The following is a 22,569-nucleotide window of genomic DNA, read 5'->3' as shown; positions in this document are numbered from 1 at the left end:
CCAGAGGTGCAGGAGCATGAAACTCAAAACCATTATAAATAAGCAAAGCCTGCAGCAATATTTTTCATTTAAAGAGATAGAGCATATCTTTATTTTGCTTGCACCTTATATGAAGAGGCATAAAGGAGTGTATGCCGGGCTGTTTTTGCTTCTATTCGTTGAAATGGCCCTTACCCTGTCATCGGCCTGGTTTATCGGCACGATTATGGATGCAGCGGTTCAGCGTAACTTTAGCCAGTTAAACTGGCTTGTTATGGCTGGGGTTGGCTTGTCCTTTCTACATATTACAACAAATTTTGTTTATACGTATTTGGATACCGTTGCGATGAATGCAGTGGAGAAAGACTTGAAATTGGACTTATATAAACATATTTTGCTTATGTCAGGAAAAAGCTTTTCCTCGATTCACTCAGGAGAGCTGCTTTCCCATTTTACAAATGATATCAGCCATGTTCATGGAGTGGCTGGCAGCGGATTATTAAATCTTGTTCGTTTGCCGATTATGTCGATCGGTGCTTTTATTTATTTGGTTCAAATCAACTGGACATTATCCTTTTTTGTGCTATCGGTCGCGCCCCTGGCAGTTGCAGGAGGGGCTGTATTCGGCTTGCTGCTCCGGAACAACAGCCGGGTTATTCATGACCTGCACAGCAGTATAACAAAGAGCCTGGCTGAAACCTTTCAGGGCTTCACCGTAATCCGTTCATTTACGCTTGAGGGGCTGTTTTTCAAAAAATACGCCCAAAAAAATGAAAAGCTGTATAAGCTGGAATTAAAAGATGCCAAGCTGAGAGGGTGGTTCGGCGCAGGAGGACAAGCTGTTGCAACGGCCTCTTTTTTAACGAGCCTGCTTATCGGAACATATTTAGTCACTGATGATGTTTTAACGATCGGTGCTTTAGTCACATTCATCAACCTTGTGAATCATCTTATTTCTCCTCTCACCGGCCTTGCCGGGCAATGGGCAGGCTATCAGCATTCTATATCCGCTTTGGAAAGAATCGTACATGTGTTTAAGCAGCCCGCAGAAGCAGAGGAACTGCCGTCTTACTTTTCATCAGGACAAGCCAGCAGGGAGATCCGCTTTCAAAACCTCACATTTAGCTATGATGGAATCCATTCCGTATTTCAAAACCTTGAGCTGCAAATTCCAGCCGGCCAGACAGCGGCCATCGTTGGTCCGAGCGGGGCAGGGAAATCAACACTTTTTAATTTGCTCCAATCCTTTTACCGGCCGGATGCGGGAACCATTTTGATTGATGGCGTTTCTGCTGATGAGCTGCCCGTATCACAGCTGCGAAATATGATCGCCTGTGTCCCGCAGGAAACGTTTCTGTTTAGCGGAACCATTCGGGAAAATCTGCTGCTGGCACGGCCTGGAATCACGGAGGAGGAGATGATTCAGGGAGCGGTGGACGCCAATATCCATAATTTTATTGCGTCACTGCCTGCAGGCTATGATACGGAAATCGGTGAAAGAGGCATCAGGCTTTCCGGGGGGCAGAAGCAAAGGATCGCGATCGCAAGAGCTTTACTAAAAGATGCGCCCATTCTGCTGTTAGATGAGGCCACCTCTGCTTTAGACAGCGAATCGGAATATTTAGTGAAAGAAGCGCTGGAGCGGCTGATGAAAGGAAGAACCACATTAATCATTGCGCATCGTTTATCGACTATCCAGCACGCTGACCGAATTGTTGTCATGAATAACGGAGAAATTGTGCAAATGGGCCGCCATGAGGATTTAATACGTGAAGAAGGTCTTTATCAAACATTGATTAATAAACAATTTTTTCAAAAGCCAGCCGAGCCACAGCCTTTATTTTACTAATGAAAGAAGTGTGTTATATGATCCATCAGCTGATTGCCTCTCTTTACAATCCCAAGGTTACGATGCCCTCTGATGAGCGCTTTTACACTGAAGTGCTAAAGGACATAAACAATGATTCGGTCTTTTCTCAGCTTTATTTTTTGATGAAACAGCGGGACGTTCTGGAACAAACACCGCTGTTTTTCCAAAAAAAGCTGAAAATGCATTATCAGACTGCTTTATATCAAAACATCTTTATCAAAAAGCAGATGGAGCTGCTTTTCGATTTATTTGAAGAGGCCCGTATCGAAACCATTCCGCTGAAAGGCGTGTATTTTGCTGAAGAGTATTTTGGGCATATCGGTGCGCGTGCGACAACAGATATTGATCTTTTGATTCGAAAAAAAGATATTCAGCAGGCAGTACACGCGGTAAAAAAGCTCGGCTTTGATCTGGAAGAGGAGCCGATCCCGTCTCATTTCCATGTCAGCTTCAGTAAAATGATCCCCGGCTCGCCATACCCGCTGACAGTAGAAATTCATTGGGATATTTTAAGAGAAACAACAGCGGATCTTCAAATAGAGGAATTCTGGAAAGAAGCACGCCCTGTAAGGGCGTACCGAAAAGTAAAGGCTTTATCCGGTTATCATACCTTTTATATGATCTGCCTGCATGGCTGGCGGCACAATTTAGATTCCCCCAAGTATTATCTCGATATCATTCAAATGATCAATGTTTTGGAAGGTAAACTGCCATACGAGCGGTTATTTCAAGATGCGAAAAGGCATCAGACGGTAAAACGGATGGGCCGTACATTGTCGCTGGTGTATGAAAAATATCCGATGTTAACAGACATAGCGCCTTTAGGGGCGTATATAGCCCCAAAAAAGAAGCAGGGACAAAAAAAAGGAAGCCGCTTTGCCTCATATGCCCAATTTATCGGCTATCAATTTTTCAGCTATGATACCATTCGGCACAGCTCGGTCGAATTAAAGCTCTGGCTTCTTCCAACGAGAAGAGACCTGCTTTCTCAAGTTAATCAAGATCCAAAGCGGTTCTCTTATCTTTCACTTTTGTCCCGCTTGTATAAAAAGCGATGCTTGAATGCTGTTAAAGCGCTGATATCTATTTTTTAAAACTAACGCTGCACGGAGGTGGATACAGATGAAGCAGTTGATGAAAAAAGGGATAACAGGGCTGATCCTTCTCTGTATCATCCTTGTTTGTTACACAATTTGGGACAACCATCGCTTCATTATGGTAGAGCAGGAAATTAAGATCGACGATTTGCCTGAAGAATTTGAAGGATTCACGATCCTGCAGATAAGCGACCTGCATGAAAAAGTATTTGGCACCGGGCAGGAAAAACTGATTCAAGCTGTTAATACTATCGATTATGATGCCATTATTTTTACAGGGGATATGCAAAACGGCAGCACCCATTACGGACCGTTTTATTCCTTGATCGAGGGGATTGAAAACAAAAAGCATGCCCTGTACATAAAAGGAAATGCCGATCCGGAAAATTATCAGTCCGATATGCAAAAGCCATTTGTAAAAAGTGAATTTATTAAGGGGATGGAAAGGAGAGGCGTTCAACTTTTAGAGTCCAATTACACGATTAAGCGTGGCTCTGAAGGAATTCATTTTATTGATTTTGAGTTATCGGCTAAAGCGGATATCGAGGGACAAATCGACATGCTTAATAACCGGTCTATACCTAAAAATGCTGTGTATAGAGATCATTTGAATGCTCTTTTTGATCATCAAACAAAGCTATTGAAAGACATCTCTTTTTTAGACAAAGCTGACCAGTCCGAAGTGTTCATTGCACTGAACCACTACCCGGTAGTGGATAAGCGGATCGATCAGCTGAACAGCACACCTGGATCTGTTTTCCGGCCTTTTGACCTTATTGTAGCCGGCCATTATCATGGCGGCCAAATTCGGCTTCCTTTTTTAGGCGCCCTTTTTGTGCCGGAAGCATGGTATGAACGAAATGGCTTTCTGCCTCCGCAGGATCGGGTAAAAGGATTATGGACTTACAAAGGAACCAGGCAGTATGTAAGCGCTGGTCTCGGCAGCAGTGACTTTGTTCCTTTTTTAAATTTCCGGTTCCTTAATCCGCCCGAAATCAATGTATTGACGCTGACCGGGAAACACAGGGAATAGCAGTACGGAGAAAAGGCAGGCAAGCTTCCTGTCTTTTTTTGCATCGTCTAAAGTCCAGCTCTCTGACATACGAATGAGGAAGGAACGTAAACGGTAAACGTCAGAGAGGAGCGCCCTAATGGACGAAAAACAAGTTATTCAAGTGCACCATGGAGATGTCACGGGAGACCGCGTACCAGATATTGTGTACGTAACAGCCGTTCAAACGGCGGGCAGTTCATTTTTGCAGCAGATCACACTCGTTGTTCAAGACAGGCGGACAGGCGGTTCGTTCCGGCTTTTGCTGCCTGAAAATACGGGCTACAATCCAACGGTATTTCTCGGCGATTTTACCGGCAATGGGGTAAAAGATATTCTGGTGGTGACCGATACAGGCGGGAGCGGCGGCACTGTTTACGCTTATGTGTATTCTTATGATGGCGGGCGTTTTTATTTGATTTTTGACACAGCCCTGTTTAATAAGCAAACACAATACAGTGTCCGGTACCAAAATGATTACAAAGCAGAAGTGACAAGCAGGCAGCCTGCTAAACGGTATGTATTGGACCTGACAACGAAAGGGCCTGATTACTTGAACGAAATCTACAGCCCGGACGGCACATTAAAGCAGCCGGTCGAAGGATGGGTCTCACCGCTTTCGGGGCTTTACCCGGTTGATTTTGACCGTAACGGCGTGTATGAGTTAAATGCATGGCAGGGTATTGCCGGACGATTCAACGCAGATCGTCTTGGCTATGTGCAAAGCGTGTTAAAATGGAACGAGCGTGCATTTCAAATAGATCAGCAGTATGTATCAATTTGGGGAGAAGAGAAAGAATAAGTACGCATGCCCCTGAAAATAAAGCGTCAAAAACCAAACTGGTTTTCCGTTTCAATTTTACAGGATGCATGCGTAGGAAAAATTAGCCTTGAAGCTCTTGCTGAGCAAGGCGGACTAGACGTTTCGTGATTTCGCCGCCTGTTGAGCCGTTTGCCCGCGAAGTAGTATCTGCTCCAAGCGTGATACCAAATTCGCTGGCAATTTCGTATTTAAATTGTTCCAAAACTTGTTCTGCCCCAGGGACAAGAAGCTGCTGCCGGTTATTGTTTGCCATGTTTTTTCACCACCTCTTTTGTTTGCTTATACTATTTGTTTTGCGGGGGAGAAACATGCAGAAAAAGCGGTAGCAAATGATATCGCTTTTGGAAGGATTCCACTTAGGTGGCACAGGTGTTTTAGTGGATGAAGATAAGGGTAAAGCCAATGAGCAGACCATCTAGTCAAAGGAGTGATTACATGCATCATGGATATCCAAAAGTAGGAGACTCCCTTCAGGCATTTGTGAATGTATGCGGCCAGCCGTCGCCCGAATCAACCAATGAAATGATCTTATTTGACGTTCCCGGCATCAATGCCAGGTTAACGTGCTGGATCGACGAAGAAAAAAACGTACATAAGCTGTCGAGTTCGATCCCGATGGGTCCGCAGGCAGCGGTAGAGCTGGCGAAGCGATTTCTGCCAATGGATGCAAAGCCTGCCGATACAAGCCTTGATACCGATTCAGCCAAGCTGAACGCGTTAATTCAAACGTACCGCGTAGATTATAAAGGAAAACAAAAACAAGCGGTCATTACTGCTGAAGAAACAGGCGCTTTTACAGTTGCCATTGAAGATTAACAGCTCCGGGCCCCGGCTCCCGGAGTTTATTTCGTTTTGATTCATATGTATAGGAGGGAAATCATGCACACAATTGCAGAGATTGAAGCCAACTGGCAGGCACATACGTCAAACCGTCAAACCGCCACATTTGGCATGGGCTGTTTTTGGAGCCCGGATGCTCGTTTTGGTGCCCTGCCCGGTGTGATTCGGACAAGAACAGGCTTTGCGGGCGGTACAACAAGCAATCCGGTCTACCGGCAAATGGGAGACCACACGGAGACGGTACAGATTGAATTTGATCCGGATATCCTTTCTTTTGAAGAAATTCTTCATATCTTTTGGGCGAATCATACGTCAACAAACCGGACAGAATACAAAGACCGCCAGTACATGTCGCTTCTTTTTTATCACAATGATGAGCAGAGACAGACTATTGAGCAGGTCAAGCGTGAGCTTGAAAGAAAAAGAAATGAACAGATTGAAACAGAGATTCAGCCGTTTTCCGTCTTTACGCCTGCGGAAGAGCGGCATCAAAAGTATCATTTAAAACGGTTTAAGCGGGCAGCGGAAAAACTGGCCTCCGTGTTTACCACACCTGCTTCTTTTACCGATTCAACTTTGACCGCCCGCCTCAATGGATTTGTAAAAGAATACACGACTCTGTCCCAAATTGAAGAAGAAATCCGTTTATGGGCCATTTCTGATTCAGATAAGGAGGAGCTCTCCGCTTTTGTCCGCGGGCTCCGCTGGTAAAGAGAAAAATGAGCCAGGTGGTTAGGGCAGGTTGATACTCACATAAAAAAACACGTCCCGCTACGAAACGGGGCGTATTTCTGTTTGTTCAAGTGCAGCTCCGATGGCTTTAATGGCCTCATATTCATCGATTCCTTTAGCTGTGAGCGTCATTTCTCCATTAGGTGAACCAAGTGCCAGCACCCCCATAATCGATTTCACATTAACGTGCCGGTTTTGATAATGCAGATAAATATCGGATACGAACTGGCTGGCTAAGTGAACAAGCGGAACAGCGGTTTGCGGGGTAAAGCTTCTTATGTAAACAGTTTTGACAAACATGCTTATCAAACCTTTCTTCGTAGAATAAAAGTATTTTCAGTATACCCGCTCCAATAAAAAATAGAACCTCTTTCGGAAAGATGAAGCTGCCAAAAAGAAACAGGCCTATTTCGCCTCTCCTTCGGGTAAAGAACACCGTACTTTTGAAGAGAAAAGAGGCTGGAAAAATGAAGAAGTTGCTGCTGTTAGCGGCCGGGCTGTCGATTTGCCTGAATCCTTTTACGGCTCAGGCAAAAACAGGGACCCAATCAAAAGACCAGGATGTCATCGTGATTTCTTTTGATGGCATGCGTCAGGATTTAACGGAAAAATACATAAAAGCGGGCGACCTGCCAAATATGGAGGCGCTGATCGAAAAAGGAGTGTGGGCAAAGAAGCCGGAAACCATTGTGCCGTCCTTAACAGCCCCGTCTCATGCCGCCCTCTCAACGGGTGCCACTCCAGATAAAACAGGCATTGTCAGCAATGAGTTCCACGATCCGGAAAAAAACTTTAATAATAAAGACGATGCTTTTCATACAACCCTTCATGTAGCCCCGATTTGGAGCGAAGCAAGCCGGCAGGGGAAAACAACGGCAACCGTCGCATTTCCAGGAGCCAATCCAGAAACGAAAAACCAGACGGCGGATTACTCTGTTTTTTATGGAGACACGTGGGCGAAAGCCAGCTTAAACGAGCTTTCGTTCAAGGAGGCATCGGGCTGGAAAGGGGCACCAAAAAGTTTTAGCCCGCCGCAGGAGGCTTCCCTGCCGCTGAAGCTGAAAAGGGCTAAAAACCGAACATTGTTTGTTCTCGCGACTGATACAACGGACGACGGGCGGGTAAACTACGGTCAGTTTACCGTTTCTGAGGACAAGCAGATACACGCAGAAGACGGACGTGCAAAGCGCGATGAATGGGGCACAGTCCCGCTGACAATGGACAAAGGGGAGCATGCCGGCTTTACCTTCAAGGTAAAAGGAGAAACAACAGATTTAACGGAGCCGGTACCCTTTTTTAAAACGGCTGTTACATCCGGATTGTTCAGCGGGCCGGAGGGCTTTGAAGCGGGCATTACAGAGCAATTCGGCTTTTTCCCCGTTGAATCTGAGGATGATGCGCTGAAGAAAAAATGGATTACCCGCGAAGAATATGAGCAAATCAGTGCCCGGTTTGATACGTGGATCACTGATGTGTCTCTTTATATAAAGAACACGTATAAGCCTGATGCACTGTTTTTTTATGGTCCCCAGATTGATCATGAAGAGCACAAATATACGCTGACAGATCCGCGCCAGCCGGGCTATACGAAGAAAAAAGCAGAACGTTATGAAGCGTATATCAAATGGGCGTATCAGCTGGCAGATGATACAGTCGGCAAAACTGTGGAAGCCATGGATGACAATGACCATTTATTTGTCGTATCAGATCATGGAATGGAAGCGGCACATACGATGCTTGAGCCGAATGCCGTACTGAAGAAAGCGGGCCTTCTAAAAATAAATAAAGACGGCACGATTGATTACTCCAAAACGAAAGCATATGCCGTACCAAGCGGCTCAGCCGCCCATGTATATATTAATGCCAAAGCAACCGGGAAAAAAGGCATTGTCGGGAAAGATGAATTTGACGATGTGAAGCGCCAGGCCATCGACGCATTCAAGAAAGCAGAAATAGGGCAGAAAAACCGAAATGATATGCTGGAGCTCGGCATTGAAGCTGTTCTTTCCGGCAAAGAAAAAGAAGAGCTGTCAAAGCTGCCAGAAGCAAGTATGAAAGGAATATGGGAAGCGGGTTTAAAAGAAACGATTCATCCATATGAAACGATTCTGTCGTCCGGGGATGCCGAAAAAAAACCGCTTGGGCATGCGCATGCCGGAGACATTTTGTTGATTGGTGCACCTGGATATATGATGGCAAACGGTACGAGCCGTTTCAGCAAGCCCTCAGTTGAATTAGGCACTCACGGTGGAGACTCGGCCAAACAGGATCTGCGCCCCGTCTTTATGGCAACAGGACCTTCATTTAAAGAAGGAAGCACGATCGGGGAAGTATCCACACTTGATCTGGCTCCGAATGTATATAACCTGCTCGGCATTAAAGCTCCTTCTTTTGTGGAAGGAGAAGTGAAATCTGCCCTGTGGAGGAAAAAAGAGGAATAAATTCTTGGATGTATATATATTAACGAGTTAATTGTTCAAAACAACCTGAATAGTACCCGGCTTGTCAGTGCGATGGAAGATGTGAATCAATCAAACGGACAGTCGCAGCTGAAACTGCAGCAAGTAAAGGGCGGCCTGGCAACGGTTAAAATGGAAGTGGAAAGCTGCTTAACGATGTTTGGCCGCAATAAAGAAGACCTGGATCAAATGGTTCTTTCTATACAGGAAATCAGCCAGACAGCCGAGAGCTTGGCAAAGCTGACTACTAATCCATTAGAAAAAGCAGAACAGACGATGTAAGAAAAAAGCTGTCTTTATACGAGACAGCTTCATACTGTAGGCAGATAATATTGATAACTATGCACATGAATGGGATGGGCCTGCGGCGTCCGGGCAGCTCCGCTTTCCATGGGGCAGGCGCTGAGCCCGGCTTCGTCTGGCGGCTTCACCGGTCTCAGCTTCCAGCTAGTCCCATAGGAGTCTGCGCCGCCCTCCCGCCGCCAAGTGGCTTGCGACCAGATAGTATAGTACTAATAAGGTCGTATCTTTCTGTTTAAAAAAAGAGAAAATGTCTATTCAATCCTTGCTTATTATTGTTCAATAACACCTAGTGAACCTGCCGGACGAAGACTCCTGCGGGAAGTACAGTGAGCCGGGAGACCCCGCAGGCGCGGCCGAGGGAGCTCCCGCACTGCCTTAGGATGCGCGAAGTCCGGCAGGCTTCACTTATCGGCTCTTTTTTAAAAACGAAAGACTTTGTCTACACACTGTAGCTGTCAATATACGAGACAGCTTCTTTCTCTTAATTGGAAAAACGTGTATAAAAGCTTATAATGTAGAACAAGAAAAGATGGCGGAGGCGGGAGGGAAGGCTTTTAACATGGTTACATATCGACTGAATACGGGCATTGCGGCTGCTCAGCTGGCGGAGGTGTTTCAATCCTCCGGTATTCGCCGCCCGGCAGACGATCTGCTTCGTCTGCAGAAAATGATTGACCATGCGGATCTGATAGCCGAAGCATGGCAGGAGCAGGAACTGATTGGAATCGCGCGCGTACTCACGGACTTTTCATACTGTGCTTATATTTCCGATTTGGCTGTTAAAAAAGAGCATCAAGGACAGGGAATCGGTGCGGCGCTTTTAAAGCACGTAAAAGCGGAGCTGAGCGATGAAGTGGCGCTTGTGCTTCTATCCGCGCCGGAAGCAATCGATTTTTATCCAAAACAGGGCTATGAACGGGTGGATAAAGCTTTTCTCATACCGCGTAAAAAGTAGAACAGCAGCAAAAAGGAGACATGGACATGGATCATTTTTTATTTAACCAGTTAGCATTTGTTCGCAAGCTGACACTTAAAGAAACAGAAGGAATTGATGAAGAAACCTCGCATCTTGTGCCAGCTGGATTCAATAACAATATTAAGTGGAATCTCGGACATATTTATTTGGTCCAAGAGCGGTTCGGCTTCCATTTTACCGGTGATAAAATGGTGATGCCGGACGAGTTTAACAGCTGGTTTGGACGCGGTACAAAGCCAGCTGACTGGCAGGGCGGAGTGCCGAAAATGGATGAACTGCGTGTGCTTTTAAAAGACCAGACAGAACGGATTAAGCGGCAGACAGCACACCGCCTGCCGCACCCGCTTGCCGAGCCATTTACCACCTCAGCCGGCTTAACGCTTTCATCGGTTGAAGAAATGCTGACATACAGCCTTCACCATGAGGGGCTTCACGCTGAAACAATTAAGTCAATTAAGCGTGTATTGTAGGTGAAAGGGCGGGTTTTGCCGGGAAGCCCGCTTTTTTAATTCTCTTCATTTGGGTTTAAACATCCATTCTGTGATTGGGATACTTAGATGATGCAGCGGACGGAGGCATTAAATGATTAAACTTGCGCATTTTACACGGGAAGATTTCGGCACGCTGATGCAATGGATTTCAAGTGAGGCTTTTATGATTCAGTGGGCGGGTTCTTCTTTTGAATTTCCGCTTCACGTTTATCAGCTTGAACAATACATAAAAGGAGCCAATCAGCCATCTTCAGATACCTTTGTTTTCAAAGCCATTGAGCAGGAAACCGGGAAAATGATTGGACATCTTTCATTAAAACTCGACCGGCGCAATGACTCTGCACGGATTGGAAAAGTCCTGATCGGTGACGAATCTATGCGCGGCCGTGGCCTCGGTGCCTGCTTGATTGAAGCAGCAGCCGAGCTCGCTTTTTGCACCTTTAAAATGCACCGTGTCAGTCTTGGGGTCTTTGATTTTAATCATGCAGCGATTGCCTGCTATGAAAAAGTGGGCTTTCAAAAAGAAGGGCTGCTTCGCGATGTACGCAAGTGCGGGCAGGAGTATTGGAGTCTTTGGGAAATGAGCCTGCTGGAGGAAGAATGGAAGGGGAGAGACGAACGTGAAGCGGCGAAATAGCAAGCGTCTTATTCTTTTGTTTCTTTTTCTCTTCCTCCTGGGGCTGTTTTTCTACATACAAAATAATGTCTTAACTGTTACAGCACTACAAGTACAATCGGAAAAAATTCCAGCTGCCTTTAATGGATACCGGATTGTACAGTTATCAGACCTGCACAGCGAATCATTTGGGGAACATCAGCAAGTACTTGCCGAAAAGGTGAAACGGGAAAAACCGGATATAATTGTATATACAGGCGACTTAATTGATCTTAGGCAGGGCGGTGAAGCAGCGGGCTATGATTTAATGAGGAAAATGGTCAACATTGCACCCGTTTATTTTGTTACCGGTAATCATGAGGAAGGGGACTTTGCAGCAAAAAAAGATCGGCTTCAAAAAATGGGGGTTCATGTGCTTCAAAATGAAAGTATGGTTCTTCAGCGGGATGGAGAAGCGATCAATCTCATGGGGATTGATGATCCGACTAGGATTGAAACGGGTGAAGCCATACAGCAAGCAAAACAGAGCATTAAACAGCGGGATCGGTATACGGTTTTGCTTTCCCATCGTCCTGAGCTTTTTTCCCTTTATGCTGAGGCTCAAATGGACTTGATTTTTACAGGGCATGCGCACGGCGGCCAGGTACGGCTGCCTTTTGCAGGCGGCTTATTTGCCCCGGGGCAGGGTTTTTTTCCTCCTTATACGGCCGGCGCCCATATGCTTGGGTCTTCTACAATGGTGGTCAATCGCGGGCTGGGCAACAGCCTGGCTCCACAGCGTATCTTTAACCGTCCGGAAATCGTCGTTGTAAACCTCAAACAAGCGAAATAAAAAGCGGCCTGCCGAAGCAGCCGCCTTTTTTATTTATTGCGAAAAGCCATTCTGCCGTTCAGCATTTGATTTGCGCTTTTCAGCTGAAATGTGTTGGCTTCCTGAGAAAAATCAATTTTAACCGCTTCGTCGTAAAAAACCATCTTCGGCTTTTCCACTAAAATCGGCATCGCATTTGTTTGAAGCAGCACGTCGTGGTCCGGATCAGCTTCATCCACATACCAAAGCGTTGGAATGCCGTTTAGCACGCATCCGTTTCCTTCTGTATCCCATTTTAGCTTTAATATACCGTTCTCCCGGTTTTTTAGTGCATGTATTTTTTCGGCCGCTGCCGGTGTAATTGTGATTTCCATGTTCATCCGCCCCTCTTGTTTCAGTATAGCATATGAGCATCCGCATCCGTCTTTTTTTGACTTGGTTTTATCGTTTCTTTGGTGGGGAAAGCGGTATAATAAATAGGAAGAAAGAACATGGCGATGGAGGAAAAAGAATTGGAGAAAAAAGACCAGGCTCTTTATGAAGCAATCCGTTTGAATGCGGCTGATATAAGCAAAAAATGGTTTGAAGCGAGAAAAAAAACAGGCAGGTCTGTTTACGCAAAAAATGCCGGCTCTGTAATTCAAAAAGAATTAAAAGAACAGCATCTTTTTACTATTCATACGATCGCAAGCGGTTTTTTGCCGGATCAAACATTATTTGAACAAAACTTGAAGGAATGGACCGAGATTGTGGTAAATACCCGCCTGGAATGGGATACACCCATTTATGAAGTCATTGCGGCACTTAACAAAACAAGAAACCTGATGTGGGACTTTATCACAGAATACAGTTTAGAGAAAGAAGACATCGGTAAAAAAGATATTTTAAACTGGAGTGCCGTATACCATTCCATTTTAGATACGCTGGCCATTGAGTTTTCTACCCGTTACTATTATTTAACCCGCAGCCGTCTGCAGGGACAGGAGCAGCTGATTGAGGAAATTGATGCGCCGGTAATCCCGATTTCCAAAAGAATCGCCATTTTGCCTTTGATCGGTGCGATGGATGAAAAAAGAGCTCAGTCTTTGCTTGAATCCATCCCAGTAAAATGTGCCAAACAGCAAGTAGGTCATTTGGTGATAGACTTTTCCGGCATGAAAGTGATTGACACCTTTGTGGCCAACCAGTTATTTAGCTTAACGCAGTCGCTGCAGCTCCTTGGCATTCAAACGGTCGTATCCGGCATGCGGCCGGAAACAGCACAGACAGCAATTCAGTTAGGGCTGGATTTCAGCCGGCTTGAAACATTTCACGGTCTTCCGCAGGCACTTACGTATCTTGGAGTTGGAAAATAAGCAAAACGGGCAGCTGCAATGGCTGCCTGTTTTTTTACGTTGAAATGAAACCATTTAAAATAACATACGTATAGCATTGGATGACCCGTTTATTTTCAAAAAAGTTCCAAACACGCAGCCAAGCCCGGACCAGATAAAAGTCCGGGCTTTTATTTACATTAATTGCTTTCTTCTTCATCTTCCATTTCTGTTTCCTCTGTTTCCATTTCCCCGGTATCTGTATCCGTGTCCGTTTCTTCCTCAGAACCGCCGCAGCCTGCTAAAGCGCCAATCGTTAAAAACATAGTGATTCCGCCGGCCGCAAACTTCTTTTTCAGTATAGAATCCATACCGGACGCCTCCTTGAAAAAAGATAGAATGAAAAACAGTCATCTACTTCCCAGATGCAAGAAGGAATAAACAGGGTGGGAAGAACTTTACAAAGTTTTTACATTTTATTAAAAAAGAACAAAAAAGGGGGCGGTCCAGATGGGCATTCGGACCGCCAAACAATGCACAATGAATCGGTGGGGTAAAGCTAAATTGATAATGATTATCATTACCGGTTACAAGTATTATCTTAACCGGTGTTTCCAAATCTGTCAACTCATAATGAAAAATGATTTTCATGTAAAAAAGTCCCCCGGTTTTTTAAACAATTTCATCTGCTTTTTAGCTGTTAAGGATTTAATAAACAACTTATACTGGGGGAGGATTTTGAAAACGCTTGCAAAAGAGGATGGTGGAAAAGTTCATGTATATTAAATCGAAAATGATCGCCCCTATTGCAGCGCTTCCGCTGCTTTTATCTTCATGGACAGGGGCGGCTCATGCGGCAGGCGAAGAAACAGCACAGCCTCCCGCAGCTATACAGCTCGAAGCACTGGATAGAGGGCTGCAGGCTGTTCCAACATCAAGTGGTGTCTTTCTCAGCTGGCGGCTCCTCGGAAACGAAGTGGATGGGTACGCCGAAACAGGCATGACAGGTGTAGACTTTCATGTCTATAAGAATGGACAAAAAATCGCAGCTGTTCATGACAGTACTAATTTTGTTGATCCAGCCGGTACAGCGAATGCTTCCTATTTTGTCCGCGCAGTTAAAAACGGCAAAGAATTAAATCAAAGTGATACCGTACAGCCATGGAAGCAGCAATATCATGATTTAAAGCTGCAAAAGCCTGCAGACGGTGTTACACCAGCCGGAGAACGGTATACGTATTCAGCGAACGACATGAGTGTCGGTGATGTAGATGGAGACGGCCGCTATGAATTTTTCGTCAAATGGGACCCGTCTAATTCAAAAGATGTGTCGCAGATTGGCTACACAGGCAATACCTATATTGACTGTTATACGTTTGAAGGCAAGCTTTTATACCGGATTGACCTCGGCGCCAATATTCGCTCGGGTGCACACTATACCCAATTTCTTGTGTACGACTTTGACGGGGACGGCAAAGCGGAGTCAATGTTTAAAACGGCACCAGGCACCAAAATTATTCATTATAACGACAATGGGGATGTGATATCCCAAAAATATATTACGATGCCAAAGGAAGATATAGAAGCAGGTTATGCTCATACTGATGACTACCGAATGAGCAAAGAAGATTACTACAATCACGTTGTCGAGATGTTTATGAATTGGCATAAGCATGAAGAAGTTGTAAGTGGCAGCTGGCCGAAAACATTGGAAGAAAGCTTTGGCATTGAGCCGAAATATACGTATCCGTTGTCTCGAGAAGACGCTCAAAAATTAGCTGACTACTTTATGGATGTATATGCTCCGGCAAGAAGTGCACGTAACAATTTACGAAATTTCGAAGGCTTTATTGTAAGCGGCCCTGAATATATAACGGTATTTAACGGGGAGACCGGTGCGGAGATGGAAACCATCCCTTATGGAGTCAGCCGTCATGACGATGGATTAATGTGGGGAGATTATGCCATGAGCCGGATTGAACCGGGCAATCGGGTCGACCGGTTTCTTGCAGGAGTCGCATACTTGAATGGCAAAACACCATCCGCCGTTTTTGCACGCGGCTACTATACACGTGCAGCTCTTGTTTCCTATGATTGGGACGGAGAAAAGCTGCGCGAAGTATGGACAGCAGACAGCGGCTGGACACCGATGAAAAATCCTTTTAACGATAGTCCGCACGGAACAAGCGGTGAAGATCCGGCCCTCGGGGCACTTGCTAACCAGGGTGCCCATTTCTTAAGTACAGCAGATGTAGACAGAGATGGGAAGCAGGAAATCGTATACGGATCGGCAACGGTTGATCATGACGGCAGTCTGCTTTACAGTTCCACAGATACAATGCCGGCACAAAGCGCTGCGCCGGGAACAACCGCGAAGCTTGGCCATGGTGATGCCATTCACGTAACGGATATAGATCCGGACCGGGAAGGACTCGAAATCTTCATGGTACATGAAGGCGCCGCTTATGCTCCGTACGGTTATGCGATGCGCGATGCGAAAACCGGCCGGGTCATTTACGGGGCTTATACCGGCAAAGACACGGGACGAGGCATGGTGGGAGACATTGATCCATCCAAAAGAGGGCTGGAAACATGGGCAATAGACCTGCGGACCGCCCAGGGCGAAGCAATCGGAACGAAAATTCCCGGCACGAATATGAACATTAAATGGGCGCCCGATATGACGACGCAAATTATAAATGGATCAGGGGAAGGCACGCCAAGCATCAATGACTGGCTGGAAGGAAGAAAGCTGCTAGCGGAAAATACGCGTACAAACAACGGTACAAAAGGAAATCCGTCTCTTGTAGCGGATGTATTTGGCGACTGGCGTGAGGAACTGATGCTGCGGACCGCGGACAGCAGTGCAATCCGCATATTCACAAGCACCGGGCAAACAGAACGGAAAATGTATACGCTGATGCATGATACGCAGTACAGAACGGGTATTGCTGGACAAAACACCGCCTACAATCAGCCGGCGTACACAAGCTTTTACTTTGCATCGGATACGGATTGGTCTTCTGTACCACAGCCCGAGTATCAAACGCCTGGAACAGCTCGTTCACTTCAAGCTTTAGTAGACAAATATTTGGAGGCCGGAGAGATCTCCCATTCAATCGGCAAAAAGCTGGACAACGCATTAAAACAAGCATTACACCAGTATAAAAAAGGCGAAACAAGTCAAGCTGTTTTCTTCTTGGATAAATTTGTTTCTTATACAGACAAGGCAGAAAGCGGCCGGGCACAGTTGAATTTATCCAGCCATGCCGAACAGCTGAAAAAAGAATGGCTGAAAAAAGAATGATTTGATCCATTTCTTGAAACAAAACACCCGATCATTCGTATAAAAGGAAGAACGGGGGTGGTCAGTAAATGGAAACAAACATTAAAGCACCAAGCAAAAGCATTTCACCGCAGGCAGTGAAAATGTGGCGGCTGAGCAGGGCGATTGGCCATGCAGCCGCCTTTTTCCTGATTTCTGCACTGCTGGCAATGGATGCAGCCTGGGGCTGGTGGAGCTGGATTGGCTGGCTGCTGTATGGATCAGCAGGCTTCACGCTGCTGTCAGCTGTTTTTACGATTGGCATTGAGCCATCTATTCTGCAGCGAACATGGCGGTATGAGGTAAGCGAAGAATATGTCCAGTTAAAGCACGGAGCGCTGACGCGGGTTCATGTACTCGTGCCTATGGCGAAAGTGGAATATGTCACGACGAATCAAGGGCCTGTTATGCGTAAATATGGCTTGTATAACGTGGTAATTGGGACAATGGCCTCCTCACATAATATTCCGGCTGTTCCGGAAAAAGAAGCTTTTGCGCTGCGGGAACAAATTGCCGAGCTTGCACAGGTGAAAGACAATGGGTAGGCAGCAAAAGCATCTTCATCCCGCCCATATGCTGCTGTCTATTGTTCATACAGTTCGTAATGCTTTTTTTCCCGCACTATTTCTTTTTGTTTTTCACCAAGCCGGGGAAGGCAGTTGGATTTATTGGGGCCGCTTTGGTTTTTTCGCTTTTATAGCGGTCAGCATTATATGGGCTGTACTGAAGTGGTGGATGTTCCGCTATGAATTTCGTGCACACGCGCTCTACGTGTATGACGGTTTGTTTATAAAGTCAGAACGTCATGTCCCGTTAGACCGTATTCAAAATGTGCAGCGGAATACGTCTTTTCTTCACAGGGTGCTCGGCCTAACCGCGCTTTCGCTGGAAACGGGTGGAGAAGAAGCCTCTTTAAAGCTGGTGGCTGTGACGAAGCGGGAAGCAGACCGAATTGAAATGATCGTAAGAGGAGAAGAAGAGCCGGATGAGCGAAGGCTGCACTTTCAAGCAACAAATCGCGAACTGTTAAAAGCATCTTTTACATCGTTTAGTTTTTTTGTTATTATTCCCCTGCTCACCTCGCTGTATTTTACCATTGATGATTTTCTCAGTCTCGGTGGATTTACAAAAAAAGCAGTCGATTATGTGGCTGGTTCGCTTTGGCTGCTTGTTCCCATCCTTGCCGGATTTGTCATATTGGGTATAGCAGCAGGGATTATCATTACGTATTTGCAATACGGCAATTCGGCTATTATGTCAGATGAAAAGCGAATTTATTTAAAAAAAGGACTGCTAAATGAAACGTTTTTCACGATTACAAGGGAGAAAGTACAGGCGGTTAAATGGAAGCAGTCTTTTGTGAAAAAATGGTTTGGACTGGTCGAAGTAGAGTTGATCAGCGCCGGTGATACGGGAGAAGACGAGCTTGAAACCAACTCGCTGTACCCATTTTTGCCGGAAAAAGAAGCACAGAACATGATAAAGGAGCTTCTGCCGCAGTATGAGCTGGAAAATGAGTTGCAGAAACTGCCCCGGGCTGCGTTATGGATGAAGCTTCTGCGCCCAAGCTATGTATGGACCTTAGTGACGGCGGCTTTGTTCTGGCAGCTTCCTGCTTACTGGTATGCTTCACTGGTTCTGCTTTTGGTGATCCTGCTGCTTAGGCGGCTTGAATGGAAGCAGGCACGCTATGCAATCAACGGAGAGTTTATCCAGCTCAAAACAGGCGCTTTGTTTACAGAGGTGCTGCTGACAACGCGTGGAAAAGTACAGGAAGTAGAAGTCAAGGAAGGGGTTCTGCAGCGCCAGTGGAAGCTGGCGACGATTCGTACTGCCAACCGGGCAAACCCGGTTCACTACACGGAGCTCAGGGATGTGCCTGTCCAAACTGCCCGTGAATTTTATTACTGGTATGCAGACCGCTCGTAACGGCTCGGCTTCTTCACCTGTACAAGCCAGAAAAAAGTACAGCCGGCTGTCTCGTTGCGTATATAATAGACGAGAGGTGAGAGAAGCATTGAAATATAAACAAATTAAACCGAAAAAAATATATGAAGAAGTGGCAGATACGCTGCTTGAATTGATACGTTCAGGAGATTTGAAGCCGGGTGAAAAGCTTGACTCTGTCCAGCAGCTGGCTGAAAGCTTTCAAGTCGGCAGATCTGCTATTAGAGAAGCACTCACATCTCTTCGTGCGATGGGGCTTATTGAAATGCGGCAGGGAGAAGGCACATATGTGAAAGCATTTGAACCGGGAGATATTGCTTTTCCTCTGCAAAGCGCCCTGCTGATGAATAAAGAAGACCTGCAGCAGTTAATGGAAGTGCGTAAGATTTTGGAAACTGGCATTGCCGCCTCTGCAGCGGCCCGGCGTACTCAGGCAGACATAGAAGAGATGCAGCGGGCTCTTTCTGATATGGTTACTTATTCTGGAGACGCTGGGCGAGGAGAAGAAGCAGACCTTGCTTTTCACTTAGCTGTTGCGAAAGCGGCCGGCAATGATCTTTTGTTAAACTTAATGAATCACGTTTCGGACATGACAGCCGAATCGATGCGGGAAACGCGCCGTATTTGTTTATATGAAGCGAGTGCCACCGTTGAGCAGCTGAATCAGCAGCATGAAGCGATTTTAAAAGCCATTCAAGTCCAAAAAGCAGAAGAAGCGAGAAAAGCAATGGCTGTCCATCTTGATTACGTAGCGTCGGTCCTGCGCAAGCACCTGGAAATAGGATAAAAAAATAGGCTTTTGATAGAGGAAAAGCCGTCTCTTGCCGGCTTTCTCTCTGTTAAAGAAAGTCTTGGAAAATGAAAGCGCTTATAGTATTATTAAAAGAAATCATATTAAACAGGTCATCTGATGACCTTACTTTTGAGGTGAAGTAACGTGAAGGTTACACTTTTTATTACGTGTATCGTTGACATGTTCCAGGCAGATGTAGGCAAAGCAACGGTAGAAGTGCTGGAACGCCTTGGCTGCGACATTAAATTTCCGATGGGGCAGGTATGCTGCGGGCAGCCGGCTTACAACTCGGGATATGTAGAAGAGTCAAAAGATGCCATGAAAAAAATGATTACGACATTTGAGAACGCGGAGATCATCGTAACCCCGTCCGGATCCTGTGCCACGATGTTTAAAGAATACCAGCGTATTTTTCATAATGATCCCGTCTGGCGTCCGCGCGCAGAACGATTAGCCGTAAAAACCTATGAGCTGACCGAATTTATCGTTCATGTATTAGGAGTGGAAAACATAGGTGCAAAGCTAAACGGGGTGGCGACTTATCACCCGTCCTGCCATATGACACGGCTTCTTGGTGTAAAAGATGCGCCGATGACTCTGCTTCAAAATGTGGAAGGGCTTCGCTTTGAACCGCTGCCAAACGCGCATAACTGCTGCGGCTTCGGCGGCACGTTTTCCGTGAAGATGGGCAATATTTCGGAGCAGATGGTTGATGAAAAAGTCGACTCGGCCGAGCAGACAGGAGCCGACTTTTTAATTGGAGCTGATGGCGGCTGCCTGATGAATATTGGCGGGCGTATAGAACGAAGAGGAAAACCAATCCGCGTGATGCATATCGCGGAAGTGTTAAACAGCCGGTGAGGGGGGAAATAACATGGCAATGAAAATCGGAGAAGGCAAATTTAAAGAAAACGTCAACAAAAACATGGAAGATACCTTTATGCGAGGTGCGGTAGCAGGCGCACAGGAACGGCTCCGCACACGCCGGCTTGATGCGGCAGAAGAGCTTGGAAACTGGGAAGAGTGGCGGTCACACGGAGAGGAAATTCGCAAGCATGTCTTAGATAACCTCGACTACTATTTGCATGAGCTGGCTGAAAACCTCCAAAAACGCGGCGGACATGTGTTTTTCGCCGAAACGGCAGACGAAGCGACCGGATATATCCGAGAAGTTGTAAATGCGAATGGCGGCAAAAAAATTCTGAAGGCTAAATCAATGGTCACAGAAGAGATTAGTTTAAATCAAGTGTTGGAACAGGAAGGCTGCAAAGTGATTGAGACAGATCTTGGCGAGTATATCCTGCAGCTGGATGAACATGATCCGCCTTCTCACATCGTGGCGCCGGCCCTCCATAAAAACAAAGAGCAGATTCGGGATGTGTTTTCTGACAAGCTAGATTACAAGATGACTTCCAAACCGGAAGAACTGGCCCTGCATGCGCGTGAAACGCTGCGCCAGGAGTTTTTAACAGCCGACATCGGCATTACCGGCTGCAACTTCGCCATTGCAGAATCCGGATCGGTAGGTCTTGTGACGAACGAAGGAAACGCCGGGCTTGTGTCGGACCTGCCCAAAACGCAAATTGCTGTGATGGGCATGGAGCGGATTGTACCAACGTTTGAAGAATTTGAAGTGCTAGTGGGCCTCTTGACGCGCAGTGCGGTCGGACAGAAATTAACGAGCTATATTACAGCGCTTACCGGTCCCCGCGAAGAAGGGGACGCGGATGGACCAGAAGAATTTCACCTTGTGATCGTGGATAACGGGCGTTCTAAGATTTTAGGCACGGAATTTCAGTCCGTTCTGCAGTGTATCCGCTGTGCGGCCTGCATTAACGTCTGTCCGGTATACCGCCATATTGGCGGCCACTCCTACAATTCAATTTATCCGGGGCCCATTGGAGCCGTTCTCACACCGCTTCTTGGCGGTTATGATGACTTTAAAGACCTTCCTTATGCTTCGACGCTTTGTGCCGCCTGCACGGACGCCTGCCCGGTGAAAATTCCGCTGCATGAACTGCTGCACAAGCATCGGCAGGTAATTGTAGAAAGAGAAGGACGCGCACCTATTTCTGAAAAGCTTGCGATGAAAGCGTTTGGGCTTGGAGCAGCTTCAAATCCTATGTATGCAGCAGGCTCGAAAATGGCCGCGGCGATGATGAAGCCGTTTACGAAAAATGACCGCATTTCAAGCGGGCCGGGACCATTAAAAGCATGGACAGAAATCCGGGAATTTCCGGCGCCAAATAAGGAGCGCTTCCGTGACTGGTTTAAACAGCATGAAAAAGGAGGCGGTGAACAGTGATCTACCAGCGTGAATCTTTTTTAAACAATGTAGCCAGGCAGCTTGGCCGCAGCCGTAATATAAGTGTTAGGCCGGAGCGAAACTGGCAGTTTCGTCCGCAGGATAAAACGCTCACAGATAAAACGCCGGATGAATTAATGAATGTGCTGCGTGACCAGTGCCGGCTGATTCATACTGAATTGATTGAAACGACCAGCAGCAGGCTGGCGGAAATACTGGAGGCAACTGTTCATTTATACGGCGGCGGACCGATATCCCTTTGGAAGGATCCGCGCTTTACCGAGTTTGGCCTCGATGGGCTGCTGAAAGAAACGTGGCCATTGCATAATGTGGAAGTAAACGAATGGGATCCTTCCTGCGGCCGGGAAAATATCACCCAGGCAGAGCGGGCGAACATTGGTATTACTTTCAGTGATATCACCCTGGCTGAATCCGGTACGGTCGTCCTGTTTTCCGGTGCTGGAAAAGGGCGCACGGTCAGCCTTCTTCCGCGCAGCTATATTGCCCTCGTGCCGAAAAGCACCATTGTACCGCGTATGACGCAGGCAGCGCAGGAAATTTCCCGGCGCGTGCAGGCGGGTGAAACGATTTCGTCATGCATCAATTTTATTACCGGTCCAAGCAACTCTGCTGATATTGAAATGAACCTCGTTGTGGGTGTGCATGGTCCTGTTAAAGCCGCGTATATTGTGATTGAAGACCGGTAATGCGGGAGCTGCACAGCGGCTGATGGGCCAGACTGCCCGTTTCAGCATTGGAATTTTGCAATTTCCCGCAGAGTACGTTTATAAAACGTATGAAATGGGCAAATCGTTAACAAAAGGTTCTGGCAGTGATG

At 46.4% G+C, this 22,569-nt stretch carries 24 protein-coding genes; 20 read left to right on the top strand and 4 right to left on the bottom strand.

From position 1 onward, the window contains the following. Positions 1-16 precede the first annotated feature (16 nt). The 4 genes from L2D08_RS12465 to L2D08_RS12450 all read left to right on the top strand — a co-directional run bounded on the left by L2D08_RS12465 (position 17) and on the right by L2D08_RS12450 (position 4,799). On the top strand, positions 17-1,828 hold the full coding sequence (locus L2D08_RS12465; protein WP_242234106.1) for an ABC transporter ATP-binding protein: 1,812 nt from the start codon (positions 17-19) through the stop codon (positions 1,826-1,828). A 17-nt stretch (positions 1,829-1,845) separates the two neighbouring features. Further along, entirely contained in the window at positions 1,846-2,943 is a 1,098-nt protein-coding gene (locus tag L2D08_RS12460) for a nucleotidyltransferase family protein (protein ID WP_242234105.1), read from the top strand. A gap of 28 nt (positions 2,944-2,971) precedes the next feature. Continuing rightward, positions 2,972-3,979 carry a metallophosphoesterase gene (locus tag L2D08_RS12455; protein ID WP_242234104.1) on the top strand — a complete coding sequence of 336 codons (1,008 nt, stop codon included), beginning with the start codon at positions 2,972-2,974 and terminating at the stop codon, positions 3,977-3,979. A gap of 118 nt (positions 3,980-4,097) precedes the next feature. Continuing rightward, the gene (locus L2D08_RS12450; protein ID WP_242234102.1) at positions 4,098-4,799 is read left to right on the top strand and encodes a hypothetical protein; all 702 of its coding nucleotides are present in this window, start codon (positions 4,098-4,100) and stop codon (positions 4,797-4,799) included. A gap of 82 nt (positions 4,800-4,881) precedes the next feature. On the opposite strand, the gene L2D08_RS12445 is transcribed toward L2D08_RS12450, so the two are convergent. Then, positions 4,882-5,073, bottom strand: coding sequence for an alpha/beta-type small acid-soluble spore protein (locus L2D08_RS12445; protein ID WP_242234101.1), 192 nt, complete (start codon positions 5,071-5,073; stop codon positions 4,882-4,884). A gap of 182 nt (positions 5,074-5,255) precedes the next feature. Here L2D08_RS12445 and L2D08_RS12440 point away from each other — a divergent pair, with 182 nt between their 5' ends. Beyond that, on the top strand, positions 5,256-5,636 hold the full coding sequence (locus L2D08_RS12440; protein ID WP_242234099.1) for a hypothetical protein: 381 nt from the start codon (positions 5,256-5,258) through the stop codon (positions 5,634-5,636). A 63-nt stretch (positions 5,637-5,699) separates the two neighbouring features. Beyond that, a complete protein-coding gene (gene msrA / locus L2D08_RS12435) occupies positions 5,700-6,371 on the top strand; it encodes a peptide-methionine (S)-S-oxide reductase MsrA (RefSeq protein ID WP_242234098.1) in 672 nt (223 codons plus the stop codon). Between the two features lie 60 nt (positions 6,372-6,431). Here the strand turns inward: msrA and L2D08_RS12430 are convergent, their stop codons facing one another. Further along, the gene (locus tag L2D08_RS12430) at positions 6,432-6,692 is read right to left on the bottom strand and encodes an HPr family phosphocarrier protein (protein ID WP_242234097.1); all 261 of its coding nucleotides are present in this window, start codon (positions 6,690-6,692) and stop codon (positions 6,432-6,434) included. Positions 6,693-6,859: 167 nt separating this feature from the next. On the opposite strand from L2D08_RS12430, the gene L2D08_RS12425 reads away from it, so the two are divergent. The 6 genes from L2D08_RS12425 to L2D08_RS12400 all read left to right on the top strand — a co-directional run bounded on the left by L2D08_RS12425 (position 6,860) and on the right by L2D08_RS12400 (position 12,069). Beyond that, positions 6,860-8,833: an alkaline phosphatase family protein gene (locus tag L2D08_RS12425; protein WP_242234096.1), complete on the top strand. Its 1,974-nt coding sequence runs from the start codon at positions 6,860-6,862 to the stop codon at positions 8,831-8,833. Between the two features lie 72 nt (positions 8,834-8,905). Then, on the top strand, positions 8,906-9,133 hold the full coding sequence (locus L2D08_RS12420) for a hypothetical protein (protein WP_242234095.1): 228 nt from the start codon (positions 8,906-8,908) through the stop codon (positions 9,131-9,133). 580 nt (positions 9,134-9,713) lie between these two features. Further along, a complete protein-coding gene (locus tag L2D08_RS12415; RefSeq protein WP_242234094.1) occupies positions 9,714-10,109 on the top strand; it encodes a GNAT family N-acetyltransferase in 396 nt (131 codons plus the stop codon). Between the two features lie 26 nt (positions 10,110-10,135). Continuing rightward, positions 10,136-10,600 (top strand): DinB family protein, encoded by a 465-nt coding sequence (locus L2D08_RS12410; RefSeq protein WP_242234093.1) that lies wholly within the window; start codon positions 10,136-10,138, stop codon positions 10,598-10,600. A gap of 112 nt (positions 10,601-10,712) precedes the next feature. Beyond that, the gene (locus L2D08_RS12405) at positions 10,713-11,258 is read left to right on the top strand and encodes a GNAT family N-acetyltransferase (protein WP_242234092.1); all 546 of its coding nucleotides are present in this window, start codon (positions 10,713-10,715) and stop codon (positions 11,256-11,258) included. Further along, positions 11,242-12,069: a metallophosphoesterase gene (locus L2D08_RS12400; RefSeq protein ID WP_242234091.1), complete on the top strand. Its 828-nt coding sequence runs from the start codon at positions 11,242-11,244 to the stop codon at positions 12,067-12,069. The genes L2D08_RS12405 and L2D08_RS12400 overlap by 17 nt, the downstream gene beginning before the upstream one ends. A 29-nt stretch (positions 12,070-12,098) precedes the next feature. Here the strand turns inward: L2D08_RS12400 and L2D08_RS12395 are convergent, their stop codons facing one another. Next, a complete protein-coding gene (locus L2D08_RS12395; RefSeq protein WP_242234090.1) occupies positions 12,099-12,422 on the bottom strand; it encodes an iron-sulfur cluster biosynthesis family protein in 324 nt (107 codons plus the stop codon). A 117-nt stretch (positions 12,423-12,539) separates the two neighbouring features. On the opposite strand from L2D08_RS12395, the gene L2D08_RS12390 reads away from it, so the two are divergent. After that, positions 12,540-13,403, top strand: a complete 864-nt coding sequence (locus L2D08_RS12390) for an STAS domain-containing protein (protein ID WP_242234089.1) — start codon at positions 12,540-12,542, stop codon at positions 13,401-13,403. A 158-nt stretch (positions 13,404-13,561) separates the two neighbouring features. Here L2D08_RS12390 and L2D08_RS12385 read toward each other — a convergent pair whose 3' ends face one another. Beyond that, entirely contained in the window at positions 13,562-13,732 is a 171-nt protein-coding gene (locus L2D08_RS12385) for a hypothetical protein (protein ID WP_242234088.1), read from the bottom strand. 404 nt (positions 13,733-14,136) lie between these two features. Between L2D08_RS12385 and L2D08_RS12380 the strand changes: the two genes are divergently transcribed. The 7 genes from L2D08_RS12380 to L2D08_RS12350 all read left to right on the top strand — a co-directional run bounded on the left by L2D08_RS12380 (position 14,137) and on the right by L2D08_RS12350 (position 22,438). Beyond that, on the top strand, positions 14,137-16,668 hold the full coding sequence (locus L2D08_RS12380) for a rhamnogalacturonan lyase (protein WP_242234087.1): 2,532 nt from the start codon (positions 14,137-14,139) through the stop codon (positions 16,666-16,668). 68 nt (positions 16,669-16,736) lie between these two features. After that, positions 16,737-17,231, top strand: coding sequence for a PH domain-containing protein (locus tag L2D08_RS12375; RefSeq protein ID WP_242234086.1), 495 nt, complete (start codon positions 16,737-16,739; stop codon positions 17,229-17,231). Continuing rightward, the gene (locus tag L2D08_RS12370) at positions 17,224-18,615 is read left to right on the top strand and encodes a PH domain-containing protein (protein WP_242234085.1); all 1,392 of its coding nucleotides are present in this window, start codon (positions 17,224-17,226) and stop codon (positions 18,613-18,615) included. Before L2D08_RS12375 ends, L2D08_RS12370 begins: the two co-directional genes overlap by 8 nt. A gap of 88 nt (positions 18,616-18,703) precedes the next feature. Next, positions 18,704-19,420 carry a FadR/GntR family transcriptional regulator gene (locus tag L2D08_RS12365; protein WP_242234084.1) on the top strand — a complete coding sequence of 239 codons (717 nt, stop codon included), beginning with the start codon at positions 18,704-18,706 and terminating at the stop codon, positions 19,418-19,420. A gap of 150 nt (positions 19,421-19,570) precedes the next feature. Next, positions 19,571-20,287 carry a (Fe-S)-binding protein gene (locus L2D08_RS12360; protein ID WP_242234083.1) on the top strand — a complete coding sequence of 239 codons (717 nt, stop codon included), beginning with the start codon at positions 19,571-19,573 and terminating at the stop codon, positions 20,285-20,287. A gap of 13 nt (positions 20,288-20,300) precedes the next feature. Continuing rightward, positions 20,301-21,731, top strand: coding sequence for a LutB/LldF family L-lactate oxidation iron-sulfur protein (locus L2D08_RS12355; protein WP_242234082.1), 1,431 nt, complete (start codon positions 20,301-20,303; stop codon positions 21,729-21,731). Further along, the gene (locus L2D08_RS12350) at positions 21,728-22,438 is read left to right on the top strand and encodes a LutC/YkgG family protein (protein WP_242234081.1); all 711 of its coding nucleotides are present in this window, start codon (positions 21,728-21,730) and stop codon (positions 22,436-22,438) included. Before L2D08_RS12355 ends, L2D08_RS12350 begins: the two co-directional genes overlap by 4 nt. Positions 22,439-22,569 lie beyond the last annotated feature (131 nt).

Source organism: Domibacillus sp. PGB-M46 (genome assembly GCF_022668875.1).
In the GTDB taxonomy this organism is placed as follows: Bacteria; Bacillota; Bacilli; order Bacillales; family Domibacillaceae; genus Domibacillus.
The sequence above is the reverse complement of the archived record's forward strand: the minus strand, read 5'-3'. Positions and strand labels throughout refer to the sequence as shown.

What these genes read in the sequence shown, in the direction of transcription:
- L2D08_RS12465 (WP_242234106.1), top strand. Translation starts at nt 17, where the DNA reads ATGAAACTCAAAACCATTATAAATAAGCAAAGCCTGCAGCAATATTTT.
- L2D08_RS12460 (WP_242234105.1), top strand. Translation starts at nt 1,846, where the DNA reads ATGATCCATCAGCTGATTGCCTCTCTTTACAATCCCAAGGTTACGATG.
- L2D08_RS12455 (WP_242234104.1), top strand. Translation starts at nt 2,972, where the DNA reads ATGAAGCAGTTGATGAAAAAAGGGATAACAGGGCTGATCCTTCTCTGT.
- L2D08_RS12450 (WP_242234102.1), top strand. Translation starts at nt 4,098, where the DNA reads ATGGACGAAAAACAAGTTATTCAAGTGCACCATGGAGATGTCACGGGA.
- L2D08_RS12445 (WP_242234101.1), bottom strand. Translation starts at nt 5,073, where the DNA reads ATGGCAAACAATAACCGGCAGCAGCTTCTTGTCCCTGGGGCAGAACAA.
- L2D08_RS12440 (WP_242234099.1), top strand. Translation starts at nt 5,256, where the DNA reads ATGCATCATGGATATCCAAAAGTAGGAGACTCCCTTCAGGCATTTGTG.
- msrA (WP_242234098.1), top strand. Translation starts at nt 5,700, where the DNA reads ATGCACACAATTGCAGAGATTGAAGCCAACTGGCAGGCACATACGTCA.
- L2D08_RS12430 (WP_242234097.1), bottom strand. Translation starts at nt 6,692, where the DNA reads ATGTTTGTCAAAACTGTTTACATAAGAAGCTTTACCCCGCAAACCGCT.
- L2D08_RS12425 (WP_242234096.1), top strand. Translation starts at nt 6,860, where the DNA reads ATGAAGAAGTTGCTGCTGTTAGCGGCCGGGCTGTCGATTTGCCTGAAT.
- L2D08_RS12420 (WP_242234095.1), top strand. Translation starts at nt 8,906, where the DNA reads ATGGAAGATGTGAATCAATCAAACGGACAGTCGCAGCTGAAACTGCAG.
- L2D08_RS12415 (WP_242234094.1), top strand. Translation starts at nt 9,714, where the DNA reads ATGGTTACATATCGACTGAATACGGGCATTGCGGCTGCTCAGCTGGCG.
- L2D08_RS12410 (WP_242234093.1), top strand. Translation starts at nt 10,136, where the DNA reads ATGGATCATTTTTTATTTAACCAGTTAGCATTTGTTCGCAAGCTGACA.
- L2D08_RS12405 (WP_242234092.1), top strand. Translation starts at nt 10,713, where the DNA reads ATGATTAAACTTGCGCATTTTACACGGGAAGATTTCGGCACGCTGATG.
- L2D08_RS12395 (WP_242234090.1), bottom strand. Translation starts at nt 12,422, where the DNA reads ATGGAAATCACAATTACACCGGCAGCGGCCGAAAAAATACATGCACTA.
- L2D08_RS12390 (WP_242234089.1), top strand. Translation starts at nt 12,540, where the DNA reads ATGGCGATGGAGGAAAAAGAATTGGAGAAAAAAGACCAGGCTCTTTAT.
- L2D08_RS12385 (WP_242234088.1), bottom strand. Translation starts at nt 13,732, where the DNA reads ATGGATTCTATACTGAAAAAGAAGTTTGCGGCCGGCGGAATCACTATG.
- L2D08_RS12380 (WP_242234087.1), top strand. Translation starts at nt 14,137, where the DNA reads ATGTATATTAAATCGAAAATGATCGCCCCTATTGCAGCGCTTCCGCTG.
- L2D08_RS12375 (WP_242234086.1), top strand. Translation starts at nt 16,737, where the DNA reads ATGGAAACAAACATTAAAGCACCAAGCAAAAGCATTTCACCGCAGGCA.
- L2D08_RS12370 (WP_242234085.1), top strand. Translation starts at nt 17,224, where the DNA reads ATGGGTAGGCAGCAAAAGCATCTTCATCCCGCCCATATGCTGCTGTCT.
- L2D08_RS12355 (WP_242234082.1), top strand. Translation starts at nt 20,301, where the DNA reads ATGGCAATGAAAATCGGAGAAGGCAAATTTAAAGAAAACGTCAACAAA.